Source organism: Chitinophaga caeni (assembly GCF_002557795.1).
GTDB lineage: Bacteria > Bacteroidota > Bacteroidia > Chitinophagales > Chitinophagaceae > Chitinophaga > Chitinophaga caeni.
Genome location: NZ_CP023777.1, coordinates 1,610,033 through 1,628,606 on the forward strand (window position 1 = coordinate 1,610,033; position 18,574 = coordinate 1,628,606).

14 protein-coding genes are annotated in these 18,574 nt (G+C 41.7%); 8 read left to right on the plus strand and 6 right to left on the minus strand.

Going from position 1 to position 18,574, the window contains the following annotated elements; genetic code table 11:
- Positions 1-62 precede the first annotated feature (62 nt).
- Positions 63-1,733: a hypothetical protein gene (locus COR50_RS06770; RefSeq protein WP_098193293.1), complete on the minus strand. Its 1,671-nt coding sequence runs from the start codon at positions 1,731-1,733 to the stop codon at positions 63-65.
- 172 nt (positions 1,734-1,905) lie between these two features.
- Here COR50_RS06770 and COR50_RS06775 point away from each other — a divergent pair, with 172 nt between their 5' ends.
- A complete protein-coding gene (locus COR50_RS06775) occupies positions 1,906-2,847 on the plus strand; it encodes a helix-turn-helix domain-containing protein (protein WP_098193294.1) in 942 nt (313 codons plus the stop codon).
- A gap of 726 nt (positions 2,848-3,573) precedes the next feature.
- Positions 3,574-4,914 carry an ATP-binding protein gene (locus COR50_RS06780; RefSeq protein ID WP_098193295.1) on the plus strand — a complete coding sequence of 447 codons (1,341 nt, stop codon included), beginning with the start codon at positions 3,574-3,576 and terminating at the stop codon, positions 4,912-4,914.
- A 262-nt stretch (positions 4,915-5,176) separates the two neighbouring features.
- Here COR50_RS06780 and COR50_RS06785 read toward each other — a convergent pair whose 3' ends face one another.
- The gene (locus COR50_RS06785; protein ID WP_098193296.1) at positions 5,177-5,638 is read right to left on the minus strand and encodes a PepSY-like domain-containing protein; all 462 of its coding nucleotides are present in this window, start codon (positions 5,636-5,638) and stop codon (positions 5,177-5,179) included.
- Positions 5,639-5,881: 243 nt separating this feature from the next.
- Here COR50_RS06785 and ileS point away from each other — a divergent pair, with 243 nt between their 5' ends.
- Positions 5,882-9,208 (plus strand): isoleucine--tRNA ligase, encoded by a 3,327-nt coding sequence (ileS, locus tag COR50_RS06790; protein WP_098193297.1) that lies wholly within the window; start codon positions 5,882-5,884, stop codon positions 9,206-9,208.
- On the opposite strand, the gene COR50_RS22565 is transcribed toward ileS, so the two are convergent.
- Entirely contained in the window at positions 9,192-9,707 is a 516-nt protein-coding gene (locus COR50_RS22565; protein WP_232516294.1) for a hypothetical protein, read from the minus strand. The genes ileS and COR50_RS22565 overlap by 17 nt on opposite strands.
- Between COR50_RS22565 and COR50_RS22570 the strand changes: the two genes are divergently transcribed.
- A complete protein-coding gene (locus COR50_RS22570) occupies positions 9,685-10,284 on the plus strand; it encodes a TraR/DksA family transcriptional regulator (RefSeq protein WP_232516295.1) in 600 nt (199 codons plus the stop codon). The two genes, COR50_RS22565 and COR50_RS22570, sit on opposite strands and share 23 nt — an antisense overlap.
- A gap of 65 nt (positions 10,285-10,349) precedes the next feature.
- Here COR50_RS22570 and COR50_RS06805 read toward each other — a convergent pair whose 3' ends face one another.
- Together COR50_RS06805 and COR50_RS06810 are read right to left on the minus strand one after the other, a co-directional pair.
- Positions 10,350-11,867 carry a glycosyltransferase gene (locus tag COR50_RS06805; protein WP_198405792.1) on the minus strand — a complete coding sequence of 506 codons (1,518 nt, stop codon included), beginning with the start codon at positions 11,865-11,867 and terminating at the stop codon, positions 10,350-10,352.
- A gap of 132 nt (positions 11,868-11,999) precedes the next feature.
- On the minus strand, positions 12,000-13,826 hold the full coding sequence (locus tag COR50_RS06810) for an ABC transporter ATP-binding protein (RefSeq protein WP_098193300.1): 1,827 nt from the start codon (positions 13,824-13,826) through the stop codon (positions 12,000-12,002).
- Positions 13,827-13,982: 156 nt separating this feature from the next.
- On the opposite strand from COR50_RS06810, the gene rbfA reads away from it, so the two are divergent.
- Positions 13,983-14,363, plus strand: coding sequence for a 30S ribosome-binding factor RbfA (rbfA, locus tag COR50_RS06815; RefSeq protein WP_098193301.1), 381 nt, complete (start codon positions 13,983-13,985; stop codon positions 14,361-14,363).
- 24 nt (positions 14,364-14,387) lie between these two features.
- On the plus strand, positions 14,388-15,629 hold the full coding sequence (locus COR50_RS06820; RefSeq protein WP_098193302.1) for an ABC transporter permease: 1,242 nt from the start codon (positions 14,388-14,390) through the stop codon (positions 15,627-15,629).
- A gap of 90 nt (positions 15,630-15,719) precedes the next feature.
- Here COR50_RS06820 and COR50_RS06825 read toward each other — a convergent pair whose 3' ends face one another.
- Complete coding sequence (locus tag COR50_RS06825) at positions 15,720-16,556, minus strand: transketolase (protein WP_098193303.1); 837 nt, start codon at positions 16,554-16,556, stop codon at positions 15,720-15,722.
- Positions 16,557-16,720: 164 nt separating this feature from the next.
- Here COR50_RS06825 and COR50_RS06830 point away from each other — a divergent pair, with 164 nt between their 5' ends.
- Together COR50_RS06830 and frr are read left to right on the plus strand one after the other, a co-directional pair.
- The gene (locus tag COR50_RS06830) at positions 16,721-17,866 is read left to right on the plus strand and encodes a glycosyltransferase family 4 protein (protein WP_098196124.1); all 1,146 of its coding nucleotides are present in this window, start codon (positions 16,721-16,723) and stop codon (positions 17,864-17,866) included.
- 119 nt (positions 17,867-17,985) lie between these two features.
- Positions 17,986-18,549 (plus strand): ribosome recycling factor, encoded by a 564-nt coding sequence (gene frr, locus COR50_RS06835; RefSeq protein WP_098193304.1) that lies wholly within the window; start codon positions 17,986-17,988, stop codon positions 18,547-18,549.
- Positions 18,550-18,574 lie beyond the last annotated feature (25 nt).

The following is an 18,574-nucleotide window of genomic DNA, read 5'->3' on the forward strand; positions in this document are numbered from 1 at the left end:
TAATAAAGCAGGTATGTGAACTGGGTAAAAGCTGCGATTTTACTGCGTTTGTAATATGGAATTTATTTTTTACCCGTCTTTTCCCATAACAATTGGGTCCCCACCGTTTGCATTACGCCATCAAACAAGGTCTTCCAAACCAAGTTAAAGAATGATTTTTTCGGGTCGCGGGTGTATTTGCCAACCGCCAAGCGCGGATCTTTCCCCGCTTCGGGATTTTCTTTGTAAATCGCCATAAGGTTGGCGATGGTACTCATTAGTCCCTTCCGCTTCAATTGGTTTCCCTCTTCTTCCAAGATACTGATTCTCAGTCTACTGTAAAGAAACTTAATATCAGCCCTCGCGGCGTGTTCATTGCCGGCAATTGCGAAATCGAGGGAATGCAGCCTGAGTGACTCTACCGCTACCATCCCCAACGGCCTAGTAACGGGGTTGAGCTCCTTCCCGTTCATATCTTTCAATTGCCCGCTGATGTTGAATGAACCGTCTACCCGGTCGAGCGGGAAATCAAACTTGGCCCTCAACTTGCCTGTTTCCATGAAAACGGCATTAATATTGGCAATGCAATGATTGTTCCTGGCGATTAAGCTATCGTTATTGGTGATATTCCTGATGATCCCGTTGGCGCGTTTGAAGTAAATACTGCCGGTTTCCCCGTTCTTGGGATTCAATTCGGTATAAGAAATATTTACATTTTCGGCTTTCAGCGTATCGATCTTCAGTGGTAATTCCAGTTTTTTCAATACTTGGCTGGGAAATTGACCTATCTTATCCCCGGCGGGTAGGGGAAGCGAGCGGTTCCTGTAAATATCTATATTAGCCCCGTCGATATTACAGGACTCGCAATATAATTTTCCTTTTAATAAATCTTGCAAGTATAACCGGTTGAAATCCAAATCACGGAATAAGATATCATATCGATCTTTCTGTGTGCCGATGCGCCTGTCAAATTCCGCTATATTATATTTGGGTTCCAGGTGAACGCTACCCAGTTCGAGGTTTTTCTGCGCGGCCCGGTAGGTGATATCCTTGAAATGAAGGTTATATAAACTGTCCTTCGGTTTGAACTCGTATTTTTCAAGGTTGATGTCGAAGTTCGTGGCATATAGGAAACGCCTGGGGTCGCTTTCTGCAACAGAATCGATCAACAAGTCCCGTACTATGAAATTCAGATCCGATATCCTGGATCTTTCCCGGCTGCTATCCCCCAGGATGTGGGTGTAATTCAGTTCCGTTTTGCTGGATGTTACCTGGTTGATATAAATGCTCTTGATATATTGTTTGAGCGTCCCGTAAAATGTGCCATGCACGCTGGTATCTACGGCTAAATCATTTTGAATGATCTCGATCTTGGGTTTATAAAAAACAAAAGATCGGGCATAGGCCTGTTTTTTGATAAAATATTTCCAGAGCAGCAGGTTGTGCATGTTGAGATGTTCCATTTCAACTTTGTACAACACTTTGGGGGCCCGGTGCTTGTTTATTAAATCCTGGTACACGGCCGAATCCGGCACTAATTGCACTTGATCAATAGATACGTTACCGGTAAGGATATTGAGCCGTATTTTTTTATAATGCAGTTGATACAAGCCGTCCGTTCCGGCCGACACATATTCTCCTAACTCCTTACGCAGTAGCTGCTTCCAATGCGTATTGAAGTACCAACCGGCCGCTAATACTACGAGCATAACGCCAATAGTTACGGCAATCACTATTTTCCAAAATTTCTTCATATTATCACCTTCGGAATATATATAATCTTTGCCAAATTTGTACCAAGTTAATAAAGCTTACGCTGATTATTTTATATGTTACAACTGCTATAGTGTAATGAGAATGTAAAAACGTGAATGCATTAAAAATGAATACGTACTTTTGCTTTCTCTTAACAATATAAAGAACGCGGTGACAAAAGAAATTCAGGACATATTATCATTGGCTATTTCCCAACCGGCTATGAGCGATCAATTAGAGCTCGCTAAGCAGGATTTGGTGCAGGTGCCTGATTGCCTGGATTTTAATCTGCAAAGGTTTACTTATGTGAAGCCATTGCCGGTGGAAGATGTTGCGATGGTAATGTATGAACCTGCAAAAAGCGGTAAGGCCGCGGCAATAGAATTGCGTTACTGTGTTGCGGGAACTACATATTGTACGAACCCGGCTTGTAATGACCAGCTCTGTGCAGAAGGGAAGAAGCAAGAACAATGCGGCACGGAGAAAGTTTCTACGGTAGACATGGTTACCTTGCGTTTTAAGCCTTCCTTTATACAAGGTTTGCAAAAAGGGAATACGAGCAATACGATTTCGCTGTTCGAAGCGACCGGCAAAAAGAAAGCTTTTGTTAAGACGATCCAGCCCTGTACCAAGTCAAAGCTGGTATTGGAGCAAATGGTGCATCATACTTATGAAGGGGTATTGAAAAATATCTTTTTACAGAGCCGCGCTTTAGATTTATTATTATACAGTTCCGATCAATTTATCCAGAATGATACGGAAGAACGCTACGGTTGCCGCTTTTTAACCCAAATGGAAGACCGCGCAAAGATCACTAAGGCGCGTGATATTCTTTTGGAACAGCTAGATTCCCCGATCACGATCCGCGAGTTGGCGAAGCGTGTGGCTATGAACGAATGTTACCTGAAGAAAGGGTTTAAGGCTGTTTACGGCACAACGATCTACGATTATTTCCAAAAAGAGCGGATGGAAAAGGCTAGGGGCTTGCTTTATGAAAAAGGGCTTTCCGTATCTGAAGTAGCTATCATGATGGGGTATTCCTGTATTTCCCATTTCTCTACTGCCTTTAAAAAACATACCGGTTTGAAACCTTGTGAATTATTGTTTCGCTAATATTTTCATTTACAATTACTTGCGAAATTTCTCATCCCGATCTCGATACTTTTCCCAAATTGATTAATCGTTTTCCCGATTACATAAACGTATTTTCCCGGAAGATTGCACCTTTGTATCACGAGCCGCAGATATCTATCCGGCTTCCTCATAAGCTTCCTTATCAGATTTGACCTAAGGAAAAGCTTGCACGACGATAGTAAAGCCATAGGCGATGCATAACTTCTATTATTATCAAACACCAATTGACCTTAAAACTATGCATTGCCGGTCAAGTAAGTTTTTCCACAATTAAGTATAAAGCCGTTTCCTTAGAGACGGCTTTCTGCATTTTAATAATACCCGGATAATGCCCCGAAATAATGTCAAATTTTTGGCAGATAATCGGATTTTTTCCGATTATCTATGATTGATTTTACATTTTTAGAGTTTGGCAAGAGAAACAAAGAGCTAGAGATGCTACTTATAAAAGGATTAAATAGAGAAGATTTTCATCTACAAGAAGCCTGGTATTTTATTAGGTAAAAATGGTTTTTTGTTCTCACAGTTTCAACTTCTTTCAATAATTAAGGATTTAGAATTATCTAAAGTGACTGAATGAGTAGCTCTTCTGAATAATTAATATTAAGCCCCACTGAATGTTATATACTTATACTTGATATGCATGATATATCTTAAATATTAGAGGGCTAAATTCTATATTTTTACTAAAGAGAAATAAACAATATGCCCGAGAAACAAAATATAGAATATAAGCAATCTTGGCGAGATGATTATCTTAAGTGGATATGCGGTTTCGCAAACGCACATGGAGGAGTTATATATATTGGGATCGATGATAGAGGTAATGTTACAGGCTTAGACGATTATAAAAAATTCATGGATGATATACCGAATAAGATTGTTCAACAATTGGGCTTAGTAGTGGATGTCGATCTGCATGAGGATGCCCGGGGTAAAAAGTATATCGAGATTAAGGTGCCACAGAGTACTGTCCCTATTTCCTATCATGCTATTTATCATTATCGAAGCGGTAGCACGAAGCAGGAATTGAAAGGAACTGCGCTTTATAATTGGTTGTTGAAAAAGAGTGGTAATAGTTGGGAGGATATTGCCGTACCAAATGCAACGATTGATGATCTGGATATGGAGACAGTACAATCTTTTTTGAATCGAGCTATCACTAAAGATCGTATTCCTGCATCTGCTGCAGATGAAGATGTCTACTCGCTCATGAAACGATTAAATCTCCTTACCAGCGATGGTAAGCTAACAAATGCTGCAATTTTACTTTTCGGCAAACAAATACAGGCACTTTCCCCAACAACGAGTTTCAAGATCGGGAGGTTTGGAGCGGATTCTACAGATTTATTATTTCAAGACGTTATTGAAACGAATTTGTTGACGATGGTCGAAAAAGTCATGGATAAGCTAAAAGTTCGTTATCTCATCAGGCCAATATCGTATAAGGGCATTGAACGTATGGAACCCTTGGAATATCCCGAATCAGCTTTACGAGAGGCAGTTCTTAATGCGATTATCCATAAAGATTATTCGAGTACTTGGATCTTGCTCCGGGTGTATGAGGATCGCCTCCACTTATGGAATCCTGGTATATTGCCTGAAGAATTGAGCATTGAAGAATTAAAGCAGGAACATTCCTCTTACCCACGGAATAGAAATATTGCAGGTGTATTTTTTAAAGCAGGTTACGTAGAGGCTTGGGGGCGCGGAACCAATGATATCATTAACGCCTTCTTACAGGCAGGACTTCCAGAGCCTGTCATAGAGGAAAGTCAAGGCGGGCTAAGTGTTGTTTTCTTGAAAGATATTTATACAGAAGAATACCTGCGTAAATTAGATATTAATGATCGCCAGGTAAAGGCTTTACTGCATATTAAAGAATATGGCAGTATCACAAATAGCGAATATCAAAAATTGAATGACCTGAAAAAAACGGCCTCTACTACCGAATTAGTTGATTTATATGAAAAAGGGTTAATCAAAAAAATTGGTACTACAGGAAGGGGAACGAAGTATATATTCTCTGCAAGAAACGGCCGCTAATGGGCCGAAACGGCCGGTAATGGTTCTGTAATGAAGCCAAAACCAGTTATGTAGAAAAAATTATATATTATTTTATGGGCTTGTAATTGGTTCTAAATAATTAACCAATTTCTTTATGCGGAAATGATAATATTAAAACGTTCGAACCTTGGGTTTTTACCCGGGGGAGAAAGCTAAAATTCGAAAACTAGGTATCAATGAAAAACCCCGCCCAAAAGAGCAGGGTCTGTCCTATTTATCCCTATACCTATGAAATACTATTTTATTCGGATATGGTACCTTCTTCATTTACCAACAACGTCTTTTCCATACCATTATCCTCTATTTTTACTTTATAATAAGCCGGTACATCTGATCTCTCAATTTTCATACCGTTGTTTACAACAGAGCCCGGATATTTGTTCTTGATCGTTTCTGAAATCGTACTCGGTAAATTTTCCGCCGTGTACTCGCTTCGGGTGGCGATCCATTTTCCCGCATTATCGAACTCCGCAGCAGTCTTTACCTCTTCCGACTTAAAAGACCCGATCCAGTTGCCCGAACTAGTCTTTACCCATATAACGTCAGAAGTACCAGTAAAGTTTTGTTGAAATGCATCTTTTACTTGGGCCGGAGCTTCTTTTTTAGCAGCAGCCTTGTGTTTACGAGATGATTTTTTCTGTTGCGAAAAAGTTTGACCATATGTGAGAAGTGCCACACAGATGATGAACGTTAACTTTTTCATAAAGACATGGTTTAAGATACTGGTTAAAATTGTCTACGTTTATTCCCGTAAACTTCTGTTACTTAAGCTAAAACAATGCCAAAAACGTTCGATCTTCAAACTTTATTGTGAAATTAAGCAAAAATTCCCGCTTCGAGTCGGTTTTTTTTCCTGGAATTAATAATTTGCGTTCGCCCGATATTATAGCTATTATCGGCCTATTTCGTAACTTCGCAGAATTTTAATCAAGGCAAGGGTTTGAATATGTCCAGTAAGTACCAGGAATATAACCAGTTGAATCTACCAGGAATAGAGAAAGAAGTGCTCCAGTTTTGGGATGAGCATAAAATTTTTGAAAAAAGTGTAGACGATCGCGAAGGTGCGACACCTTTCGTGTTTTATGAAGGTCCGCCAAGCGCCAACGGCATGCCGGGGATTCACCACGTGATTTCCCGCGCCCTGAAAGATCTCGTATGCCGCTATAAAACAATGAGAGGTTTCCAAGTAAAACGCAAAAGCGGTTGGGATACCCATGGCTTACCCGTTGAACTAGGTGTTGAAAAAGCATTGGGCATCACCAAGGAAGATATCGGGAAAAAAATATCTATCGCTGAATATAATGATACCTGCCGCAAGGAAGTACTCAAATACAAGGATAAATGGGAAGACCTTACCCGTAAAATGGGCTATTGGGTCGATCTTGAACACCCGTATATCACTTTCGAAAACGATTATATAGAAACACTTTGGTGGGCATTGAAACGTTTGTATGAAAAGAAATTATTATACAAAAGTGTCAGCATTCAACCTTATTCCCCTGCCGCAGGTACCGGCCTGAGTTCACACGAACTGAACCAACCCGGCACTTACAAGGATGTGAAGGATACCACCATCGTGGCTATGTTCGAAGCGGTGAAAAACGATCGCTCCAAGTTCTTATTCGACGTCGTAAATGATGAGCCTATTTACTTCCTCGCCTGGACAACTACCCCCTGGACGTTACCTTCTAACTTAGCTTTAACCGTGGGCGCCAATATAAATTACGTATTGGTGAAAACTTTTAATGCTTATACGCATGAACCAATCAACGTGGTACTGGCGAAAGACCTGCTTTGGAAACATTTTAAACCTGATGCAGAAAATCTTGATCTTGATGCTTACAAGGAAGGTGATAAACTAATTCCTTGGAAGATCATCGCTTCTTTTAAAGGTAAAGATATTGAAGAAGTCCGCTACCACCAGCTTTTACCCTATATCCAACCGGAAGAGGGCGACCCGTTCCGCGTAGTCCTCGGTGATTTCGTAACAACAGAAGATGGTACCGGTATCGTGCATACCGCGCCTGCATTCGGTGCGGACGATAACCGCGTTGGTAAGAAATATGGCGTTGGCATCATTACCCTCGTTGATAGGCAAGGTAAATTTATCGATGGAGTAGGCGAATTTTCAGGTCGCTATGTAAAGAATTACAAGAATGACCCGGATTATAAAGATGTGGATGTTGATATCGCCGTGAAGCTCAAGAAGGAAAACCGCGCTTTCAAAGTTGAAAAATACGAACACTCCTATCCGCACTGTTGGAGAACTGATAAACCTGTCTTGTATTATCCTTTGGATGCATGGTTTATCAAAACTACTGCCGTGAAAGATAGGATGGTAGAGTTGAATAAAACAATCAATTGGAAACCGGCGGCAACCGGAACCGGCCGTTTCGGTAACTGGCTGGAAAACATGGTTGACTGGAACCTGAGCCGTAGCCGTTACTGGGGAACACCTTTACCAATCTGGCGTACGGAAGATGGTTCAGAGGAAATTTGTGTCGGTAGCATCGATGAATTGAATGCCGAAATTCGCAAGGCCAACCAGGTGCTGGGTGGCGATATCAATAAGAAATATTTACATGAAGGTATACTTGACCTGCATAAACCGTATGTCGATGAGATCGTATTGGTAAGCCCCGGTGGCAAACCGATGCACCGCGAGCCGGACCTGGTAGATGTTTGGTTTGATAGCGGCGCGATGCCGTATGCCCAGTGGCATTACCCCTTTGAAAATAAAGAAGCTATAGAATCCGGGAAAGCATTCCCTGCCGACTTCATCGCGGAAGGGGTGGATCAAACCCGTGGTTGGTTCTATACCTTGCATGCGTTGGGAGTAATGTTATTCGATAGCGTGGCTTACAAAACGGTGGTTTCCAATGGTTTAGTATTGGATAAAAACGGGGTTAAGATGAGTAAACGCCTCGGCAACGTGATCGATCCTTTCGATACTATCGAAAGATTTGGCGCCGATGCAACCCGCTGGTATTTAATCACGAATGCTTCTCCTTGGGACAGTATCAAGTTTGACCTGGATGGTATCAAGGAAACGCAAAGAAAATTATTCGCTACTTTATATAATACGTACAACTTCTTCGCGATGTACGCTAACCTGGACAAATTTTCCTTCCAGGAAGCCTATATCCCGATGGAAGAAAGACCGGAAATTGACCGTTGGATCATTTCCTTGTTAAATACATTGGTACAACAGGTGCAGGACAGCTTCGATGCTTATGAACCGACAGCCGCTGGACGTGCCGTGCAAGCATTTGTGGATGAGCACCTTAGCAACTGGTACGTGCGCTTATGCCGCCGCCGTTTCTGGAAAGGGGAGTACGAACACGACAAGATCAGCGCTTACCAGACTTTATACGAGTGCCTGGAGAAAATAGCACAGATGATGGCGCCGGTATCCCCGTTCTTCTCGGATTGGTTGTATAACAACCTGAATAAAGTGTCCGGCAGGTATGAAAACAGCTCCGTTCACTTGACTGATTTCCCGGCCGTACAGTTAAAACATGTCGATAAAGACTTGGAAGAAAGGATGCAAATGGCACAGGATATTTCATCCTTGGTACTTTCTTTACGGAAAAAAGTGAACATTAAGGTTCGCCAACCGTTACAGAAGGTATTAATCCCGGTTTCTGATGGCAATATGCAAGCGCAATTGGAAAAAGTAGCCGATTTGATAAAAAGTGAGGTAAATGTAAAAAGTATTGATTATCTTACGGAAACCGAAGGTTTCATCAAGAAAAAGATTAAACCGAACTTCAAATCGCTGGGCAGTAAAATGGGCGCTAAAATGAAAGCGGTTGCCGCTGCTATCAGTAATTTGACACAAGAAGACATTTCCACCATCGAGAAGCAAGGCGAAATTGGCTTAATTGTTGATAATGAGCCTATCCAGATCTTATTAGGAGATGTTGAAATAATTTCAGAAGATATCCCCGGATGGACAGTAGCGAATAAAGGGGCACTGACAGTGGCCCTCGATATTACTATTACCCCGGATCTTTTAGATGAAGGTAATGCGAGAGAATTGGTTAACAGGATCCAAAAGATTCGAAAGGAGAGTGGATTTGAATTAACAGATCGAATCAATGTAACAGTAGCGGCGGAGGATAGCTTGAAATCAGCGATAATTAACTTTAATGACTATATTTGCACCGAAATTTTGGCCGATAGTTTGGAAGTTGTGCAACAATTGCAAGAAGGTGTAGAAATTGAAGTTAACGATCTAAAATTCAATGTATTAGTTAACAAAAAAAGCTAATCCCCATGGCAACAAAAAAGAAAGTTGCTAGTAAAACGACTAAGAAGGCTGCGCCTGCACCCAAGGCTAAACCTGCGGCAAAAAAAGCAACCCCTGTAGCTAAAAAAGCTACAGCTAAATCGACCCCTGCAAAGAAAGCAACTTCGGGCGCTAAAGCAAAAAAAGCAGCCCCCGTTGCCAAGAAAGCAGTGGCCAAGAAACCTACTGCCGCAAAGAAAGCTACAGTTGCCAAACCAGCTCCTAAAAAAGCTGCTACTAAAGCAACTGTAAAAAAGGCCGCCTCTCCGAAGAAACCAGTTGCTACTGCGAAGAAATCGGTTAAACCCGCACCGGCTGCTAAAGCGCCAGCTAAAAAGGTTGTAAAACCTAAAGTAACTGCCGCTGCCAGCAAAAAAACCGGTTCGAAATCAACTACTCCTGTTGCCAAGAAATCCGCAAAACCGGTAATTGCTAAAACCGCAGTAAAAGAAGAAATAATGCCAGTAAAGAAAGTAGCCAAGGAAAAACAGGAAAAAACAACCAGCAAGAAAGCTAAAGCTGTTGAATCTACTGTTGAACCGGTAGAAAAATCGGAAAAAGTAGAGAAATCTACAAAATCTGCAAAATCTGCTGGAAAATCTTCAAGTAAGTCTGCCAGCGCGGCTTCGTACCAACCGGCTTTTACGAAATCAGTGTTGGATGAACCGGAAGTTCCTGTCGGTCCCGTATACCGCTACAGTGATAGCGAGTTACAGGAGTTCAAAGAACTTATTACCAAAAAATTGGAAGCGGCCAAAAAAGAACTGATCTTTTTACAAGGGCTTATTACCCGTAAGGACGAAGCAGGTACCGACGATACTGAGAATAAATACATGAGCATGGAAGATGGTAGCGGCTCCCAAGAAAGGGAACAGCTGAACCAGATGGCTAGCCGCCAAATCCAATTTATCGATCACCTCGAAAAAGCCATGGTACGTATCGAAAATAAAACCTATGGTATTTGCCGCGTAACCGGTAAGCTGATCGATAAAGCAAGGCTGAAAGCTGTACCGCATGCGACCTTGAGTATTGAAGCCAAGTTGGCCAAAAACAAGTAATTAAATTATTGACCTTATAAAATTTAAAAACCGTTGCAACCACTCGTTGCAACGGTTTTGTTTTTTTATACTTGCTGAATGACCTGCTTTTTGCATTGCCTTTTATGCAACCAGTAAGCGGTTCCCAGTACCGCGATGGTTGCAATCGCGGCGAAACCAATACGTTTTAATTTCCGGTTTTTATACCAGGGTAAATATTTTACAGGCATACTCGGGACAATCTTTAATAAGGGGTATATATTATTGCCCGGGATTATCCTGTCCGCAACTTTTTCTATAGCAGGAATTGCCGGAGAAAATGCTATGCCGATGCCGGCTAGGCTTAACAAATCCGCATCTTTTTTCCCACTGCCAACGTAAATAATATTACTTGTAGGAATGTGATATTTTTCTTCAATGTATTCCAAAAGGTAGCTCTTGTCATATTTAGGGAAACCTTTAATCGGGTCGTTTTTTAAGAAATATTCAGGAATGGTGATTTCTCCCGTTGCAACACTATGGTAAAAATGTAAGCGGTTTGCAAATACGAAATCGATACCTAGTTTATTCTTGATATGGTGAGCAATAGTTTCGAAGCCATCCGTTACAATTCCCACCACGTAACCTTTCTTTTTTAAATCCCTAATAACATCAGACGCACCGGTCACCAACGGGATTTCATCGGCCACTTCTTGCAATTCCGCTATATTCCTGTTCTCGAAAAGATGAACGCTTCTTTTGAGAATGTCGATCGGGTCTGAATAATGTTGTAATATTTGCTGATATGCCTCCTCCTTGTCGAAAGTAAGCGTAGCGAGTTGCATATAATCTTGTGTTAATAAAACCTCGTCAAGGTTGAAGATGATCATCTTCTGTAGTTTATCGATCGACTCCATGATGGATCTTTCCATTTGCTCGCGGATAAGATGGATGTTACTTAATGTTTCGAGGTTCTGTATCGGGAAGTTCTCCGCTTTTTGCAAGATCGTCCGCGATACTTCGCGCGACATTTTGCCAAGTTGTTCCCAGCTTTGCATATTATTTTCGATCTTGCCTATGTTGACTTCAACAATCCTTGCTCCGGCCATATGCATATCTATCAATAGGCCAATATCTACCCCGTAATCATTTTCAAATTGAATCTCCTTAAGGAAATCTTTCCGCGCTGCGATCATACCGCTCAAAGGTTGGTGGAAACCGGCAATTTCGGGAAATAAAATGCTTAGTAAGGGTTTGGCCACCAACTCCGTTACCCGCCCGGCTTGACGTTGGAAATAGGACTTTACAAAATCTGCATCGCCATCCAGGATAGGTGCGGCTAGCTTTTCAGCTACATCGGGTGTATAGGTCAATATATCTCCGTCCAGGTATACTATGGTATCGTATTTTGCAGCCATCATGCCTTCCAGCATCGAGATACCTTTCCCGCGAATGCTACTGGTAATCACGCGTACTTTTTCCTTCATCGCTTCTGATACGGTATTATCGATAGAATTATCATCCACCAAGATAATTTCATGGGGTAAAGTTGTTTTCTTGAGAGTGCGGATAACTTGCCGGATGGTGTTGCCTTCGTTTAAAACTGGTATAACAATGGAAATCATGGCCTTGCATTGATAGGTGAACAAATCCATACCACACATTCGTTCGCTCTTGGCGAGAATCTTTTACCAAAAATAGTACCATAAAAAAACACCGGCGCAGTGGCCGGTGTTCAATATCTTACCAGGAAATAATTATTTAAATTCTTGCATCTCCACGAGTTTCTTATAGGTTCCGTTGTTTTGCATCAACATGTCATGTGTACCTTTTTCCACGATATGTCCTTTGTCCATTACGATGATTTCATGGGCGTGCTGGATCGTGGATAACCTGTGGGCGATCACGATAGTAGTGCGGGATTGCATTACTTTATCTAATGCATCCTGTACCAATTTTTCGGATTCCGTGTCTAGTGCCGAAGTTGCTTCATCTAAAATTAAGATCGGCGGGTTTTTGAAAATGGCCCGGGCGATGGTGAGCCTTTGCCTTTGTCCTCCGCTGAGTTTCATTCCTCGATCCCCGATGGTTGTTTCATAACCATTTTCCAGGTTCTCGATAAACTCGTGCGCGTTCGCAATCTTGGCGGCTTTTATCACGGCTCCAGGATCGGCATCGGGTTGACCGAAAGCAATGTTATTAAATACGGAATCATTGAATAAGATGGCTTCTTGCGAAACGATCCCCATTAAGTGTCTTAAGTCTCGCAGTTTCAGACCTTTAACATCTTTACCATCCAGTAGTAATTGACCTTCGGTTACATCATAAAACCGTGGTAGCAAGTCCACCATTGTAGATTTACCGGAACCACTTCTGCCTACCAGGGCAATCATCCTCCCTTTTTCAATATTTAGGCTAACATCCTGCAAAACATTTTGCTGGTCATACCTGAAAGTAACGTTTTTATATTCTATGTTTTTATCGAAGGAGGCTACGGGTTCCGCGTCGGGGCTATCTTCGATCTTGACGGGTTCATCGATCATGGCAAATATCCTTTCACCTGCAACGAGTCCCTTTTGTAAACCCGTGATAGCGTTCGAAATGTTTTTGGCAGGTTGAATAATTTGCGAATAGGCGCCGATATAAGCAATAAATGCGGGGGCAGTAAGCGTACCATCTTCACCGAGGATAAGATAACCACCGTAAATGATTAAGATAACTACAACTACAATTCCCAGCAGCTCTGAAATAGGTGAAGCCAACTCCCTCTGGTTGAATAAAGAGCGGCTGATTTTTGTAAAGCCTTTATTGACCTTTGCAAATTTACCTTCAACAAAGCTTTCTCCCCCGAAACCTTGGATTACTTTTATATTACCCAGCGATTCTTCTGAGACGTTTAAAATTTTTCCCAACATTTCCTGGCTGTAATACCCTTTTTTCTTCAGCTTTTTAGAGATGTACGAAATTAAATAACCCGAAATGGGGAAGAAGAAAATGGTGAAAAGTGTAAGCTTGGCCGATATGATGAATAGTAAAATAAATGTGGATACAATTACGAAAGGGTCGCGCAACAAAACTTGTACACTATTTACAATCGTATTTTCAACCTCTTGTACATCGTTGGTAACCACGGAAAGGATATCACCTTTTTGCCTATTATGGTAAAATGATAAAGATTGCCCTAATAAGCGGCGGAATAATGTATTGCGTAAATTTTCCAGGATTTTCATCCGCATCCTGATCATCGTCCGGGAAGCCATGTACCGCCCCAGGTTAGCGATGATGGTACAGGTAGCAATGATGCAACATACGAATACCAAGGCATGTATTGGGCCGCCGTTTAATACAAGCGATGTATAATAATGGTTAAATAAATCTTTGAAGTACTGGATGGAATATGAAAATTCTGGTAAGGGAATCGCTTTAATCACTGCTTCCTTGTTGAATAAAGTGTCCATCATAGGGATCAACATCACGAAGTTGAATAAACCGAAAATCACCCCCACTATCGTGTAAATAACATACTCTGGTATATAATGCCTTAAAGGGAAAGCATAACCCAATAAACGCTTGAATGTTTTCATGCTGGATCTATTCGTAAAAAACAAGCAAAAGTAAGCATTTGAACCGATAGTGCTCGTCGAAATAAAGCGGCATCTCGCTAGAATTGGTTAGTTTTGTATAAACTTGACAAAGGTTTGATATTTGTGTAACAAAGTGGAGCGTTAAATTTATCGAATATGCAAGAATCTAAAAGACAAAAACAAGTCGGACAAATAATACAACAAGATATCAGCGATATATTACAACGTATGGGCTTCAACGTGATTGAAGGCGGTATGATCTCCGTTTCCAGCGTTAAAATGACGCCTGATTTATTAGAAGCCAGGATTTACCTGAGCATGTTTAATATCAAGGAACCCAAGGAAATGTTGGGCCGCATCTTGGAACGCGGCAGTGAAATCCGGAAGGAACTGGGGAACCGCGTTGCCAAGCAATTGCGCCGGGTGCCGGAATTACAATTTTTCCTGGACGACACCCTGGAACATGTTTTCAAGATGGAAGCCATCTTTAAACAGATTCAAGACGAGCGCGACCAGAGAGAAAAAGGCCAACAATAGCATAGCAAATCCTAGTAAATTCTTATGACCTGGCAATTCGCTTCCCGTTATTTCTGGGCCCGAAAATCTACACATGCCATCAATATCATTGCATGGGTGAGCGTTGGCGCTATTGCCGTGGGAACCGGTGCGTTGATCATTATCCTGAGCGTATTTAATGGCTTTGAAGGTATTGTAAAGTCTTTATATGCCACTTTCTACCCATCGGTGATCGTTCAACCGGCGAGTGGTAAGACGATGCAATTAACGACCGCTCAACTCGGAAAGATCAGGGAAACGCCCGGCGTAGCTTATATTTCACAAACAATTGAGGATAAAGCTGTGCTGCGCAATGATAAAAATCAAACGATCGTTACGATTAAAGGGGTCGATGACCAATATACCAAGGTTACCGGGGTACAGGATCACATTGTCAGGGGTAAGTTCGATATCAGTAACCAAAGTGGTTACAGCGCCGTATTGGGTATCGGTATCGAGAGCGCCTTGGAAGTAGATGTTGAAAGTAGCTTGGTGCCTTTGACGGTATATGTGCCCAAGCGGCCAGGTAGCATGAGCAGCAGCGCGTTCGATATCGGTTTGCCGGAACAGGCATTGAATTCGGATATTTTATTCCCGGTGGGAACATTTGCCATCCAGCAGGATTTTGACAGCAAGTACGTGATAACGAATATTGCCTTTTTGCGTCGCATACTTGATTTGGCACCCGGGGAGATGACTTCCCTGGAAATAGCTTCCAAAGACGGTTACGATGATACCAGGCTGAAAAGGGAGATCGGGAAAATCCTGGGATCTTCTTATAAAGTACTAACCCGGTATGAGCAAAATCAAACATTATACGGTGTAATGCAAACAGAAAAGTGGGCCGTTTATATCTTCCTGAGCTTCATCCTTGTCATTGCCGCCTTTAACATGATCGGTTCATTGTCTATGCTGGTTATTGAAAAACGTAAGGATATCACGATCCTGAAAGCCATGGGCGCGAGGAATAGCAGGATTCTAAAAATATTTTTATCGGAAGGGATGATTATCGTGGGATTAGGTTCCTTGATCGGCTTTGGTTTGGCAACATTATTTTGCGTCGTGCAACAGCATTTCGGCTTGATTAAGCTGGGGGGGAATTCTTTCCTGATCGATGCTTACCCGGTAAATATGAAGTGGCAGGACTTTAGCTTGGTGGGAATAACCGTTATAATAATCGGCTTTATAGCCAGTTGGTACCCGGCCAGGAGGGCATCGTTACAAACAATCGATTTAAAAGCTACCTAAAATTCTTTCTTATAAAAGCAAAAACAACCCATCGATGATATTATTTTATCGATGGGTTGTTTTTATATAATATTTTCTGTTTAATAAATATTAATAATCACCTAAAGTCTCGGGCAATTGTTCCAAAGCTTTTGCAAGTTGTTCGTTGTTTGGAGCGATGCCATGCCATTCGTGTGTTCCTTCCATGAAGTCAACACCTTTACCCATGATGGTTTTCATCAGGATAACGATTGGCTGACCTTGACCGGTGAGGCTTTTAGCTTTTTCCAAGGTAGCGATGACATCATCCATATCATTGCCATACATGTGGAGTACTTTCCAGCCGAAGGAGAAGAATTTGGCATCCAGGTCGCCGGTATTCATCACTTTCTCGATCGGGCCATCAATTTGCTGACCGTTCCAGTCAACAGTTAAGATCAGGTTGTCAACTTTCTTATGGCCTGCAAACATGATCGCTTCCCAACATTGGCCTTCATTCAATTCACCATCGCCGCAAAGTGCATATACCAATTTATTGTCCCCGTTTAATTTTTTAGCAGTTGCTGCACCCAATGCCACGCTGATGCCTTGGCCTAATGAACCACTGGCAATTCTGACCCCTGGGAGGTGCTCATGCGTCGTCGGGTGACCTTGTAAGCGGGAATCCAACTTCCTGAAAGTGCTTAATTCAGAAATCGGAAAGTAACCAGACCTAGCTAGGACGCTATAATAAACTGGAGATATATGGCCATTAGAAAGGAAGAACAAATCTTGATCACGACCGTTCATATCGAAGGGTTGCGCATGGTGTTGCATCACCTTGAAAAAGAGCGCCGTGAAATAATCGGTACATCCTAAAGATCCGCCCGGGTGACCGCTTTGGACTGCATGAACCATTCTAACGATATCCCTGCGTACCTGGGTAGCTATGTCTTTCAGTTCTGGCATGGTAATTGACATTTAAGTGAGCCGCAAATGTAATAGAAAATTAGTAAGAAATGTGCTGAATTGTAGCAAAAAATAATGTTTAATTCAATGGAATGTGAATTTTTTTTGAAATAAATTCAATGCATTCCATTGTTATTTATATCTTTGCACAACACCCCCCAAATATGGAGAATGTAATTATCGCGACTGTCCTAAGTTTTGTTATAACCTATTTCGGAATTCCGATCTTGATAAAAGTGGCGGAATTGAAAAATCTCTATGACGAACCGGACGAGCGCAAGTCACATAAGACATTAAAACCCACCTTAGGTGGTATGGGATTCTTCGCAGGATTTATCATTGCGTTATCTATTTGTGCGCCCTCACAATCCATGTCTCCATTACAATATCTCTTGGGAGCATTCTTCATCATATTCATGGTAGGTTTGAAAGATGATATCGTTGGATTGTCTCCATTGAAAAAATTGATTGGTCAAATATGTGCGGCGTTCTGTATTATTTATCTCGGTAATATCCAGATTACAAGTATGTACGGCCTGTTCGGGGTGCAGGAGTTGCCTTATCACATCAGCTTATTACTGACTTACTTTACTTTTATCGTAGTGATCAACGCGTTCAATTTAATTGATGGTGTGGATGGTTTAGCGGGAAGTATCGGCATGTTGGTAGCGGGTGTATTAGGCGCTTATTTCTTATTTGTACACGAAGTGTTGTTTGCTGTGTTAGGCTTTAGTATGGCCGCCGCATTAGCAGCATTCTTGATATATAATATTTCTCCTTCGAAAATCTTTATGGGCGATACAGGATCTTTATTAATAGGCCTGGTTAATACTATATTGGTAGTTAAATTTATCAGTGTAGCCGGTAACCCGGCATCTGCATTACCGGTAGCAGCAGTACCGGCCGTAGCGATTGCCATCCTGATCATACCATTGTTCGACACGTTAAGAGTATTCATGATCCGCATGTCGAAAGGCAGATCGCCTTTTTCTGCGGACAGAAATCATATTCACCATTATTTATTAGCATTGAAGTTGAATCACCGTCAAACCACATTATCATTGGTATTGACGAATGCTATATTTATCGCGGCTGCTTTCGCACTGCAAAATATTGGTGCTACTTCCTTGTTATTCATCGTATTGGCAGCGGCCTGCGTTTCTACGGGCTGCGTATATTGGGCCAAAAAAAGGGTTCAAGCAAAAAGCGCCCCTTTGCCAGAACCTATCCCGGCTGCTCAAACTACCATTATCAGCCCCAATCCGAAAATATTGAAAGTCAATACAGAGGGTGTATTACAGGATAAATAAAGCTTAGCTTGTAATATTCTTGTAATCGGCGGCGTTTCCCGTATGATTTCTTCCCGGCTAACCCTTTGATGAATGAAAGATTTCATGTAGGTTTGCAAGCACTTTAAGTTTATAATTATATGCAAGAAGATCTCAATTTAATCCTGGACGATGCCAATGATAGCATGAGTAAAGCTATCGCTCACCTGGAAGCGGAACTTACCAAAATTAGAGCTGGAAAGGCCAATCCCCAAATACTGGATGGAATTACCGTGGACTATTATGGCGCTCCAACTCCGTTAAACCAAGTAGCTAACGTAAGTGTGGCTGATGCTAGAACCTTGACGGTTCAGCCTTGGGAGAAAAATATGCTTCAACCGATTGAAAGAGCCATCATTGCATCAAACATTGGAATAAACCCTCAAAATGACGGGGTTATTATCCGCTTGTTTTTACCGCCTCTAACAGAAGAAAGAAGGAAGGAATTAGTGAAAAGGGTGAATGCAGAAGGCGAACAAGGGAAAGTGGCCGTGCGTAATATCCGAAGGGATGCTATCGAAGCTATCAAGAAACTACAAAAGGATGGATTGAGTGAAGATACGGCGAAAGATGCCGAAGCCGATGTACAAGAGCTAACCGACAAGTTCATCGCTTTGGTTGATAAACATTGCGAAGCTAAAGACAAAGAGATCATGGCTATTTAATAAATTCTGTTATAGCTTTCATAAA

Coding starts and splice junctions, on each gene's coding strand:
- COR50_RS06805 (WP_198405792.1), bottom strand. CDS start 11,867: ATGATTTCCATTGTTATACCAGTTTTAAACGAAGGCAACACCATCCGG.
- frr (WP_098193304.1), top strand. CDS start 17,986: ATGCAAGAAGATCTCAATTTAATCCTGGACGATGCCAATGATAGCATG.
- COR50_RS06785 (WP_098193296.1), bottom strand. CDS start 5,638: ATGAAAAAGTTAACGTTCATCATCTGTGTGGCACTTCTCACATATGGT.
- COR50_RS06780 (WP_098193295.1), top strand. CDS start 3,574: ATGCCCGAGAAACAAAATATAGAATATAAGCAATCTTGGCGAGATGAT.
- COR50_RS06770 (WP_098193293.1), bottom strand. CDS start 1,733: ATGAAGAAATTTTGGAAAATAGTGATTGCCGTAACTATTGGCGTTATG.
- COR50_RS06820 (WP_098193302.1), top strand. CDS start 14,388: ATGACCTGGCAATTCGCTTCCCGTTATTTCTGGGCCCGAAAATCTACA.
- COR50_RS06830 (WP_098196124.1), top strand. CDS start 16,721: ATGGAGAATGTAATTATCGCGACTGTCCTAAGTTTTGTTATAACCTAT.
- ileS (WP_098193297.1), top strand. CDS start 5,882: ATGTCCAGTAAGTACCAGGAATATAACCAGTTGAATCTACCAGGAATA.
- rbfA (WP_098193301.1), top strand. CDS start 13,983: ATGCAAGAATCTAAAAGACAAAAACAAGTCGGACAAATAATACAACAA.
- COR50_RS06825 (WP_098193303.1), bottom strand. CDS start 16,556: ATGCCAGAACTGAAAGACATAGCTACCCAGGTACGCAGGGATATCGTT.
- COR50_RS22570 (WP_232516295.1), top strand. CDS start 9,685: ATGCCAGTAAAGAAAGTAGCCAAGGAAAAACAGGAAAAAACAACCAGC.
- COR50_RS06810 (WP_098193300.1), bottom strand. CDS start 13,826: ATGAAAACATTCAAGCGTTTATTGGGTTATGCTTTCCCTTTAAGGCAT.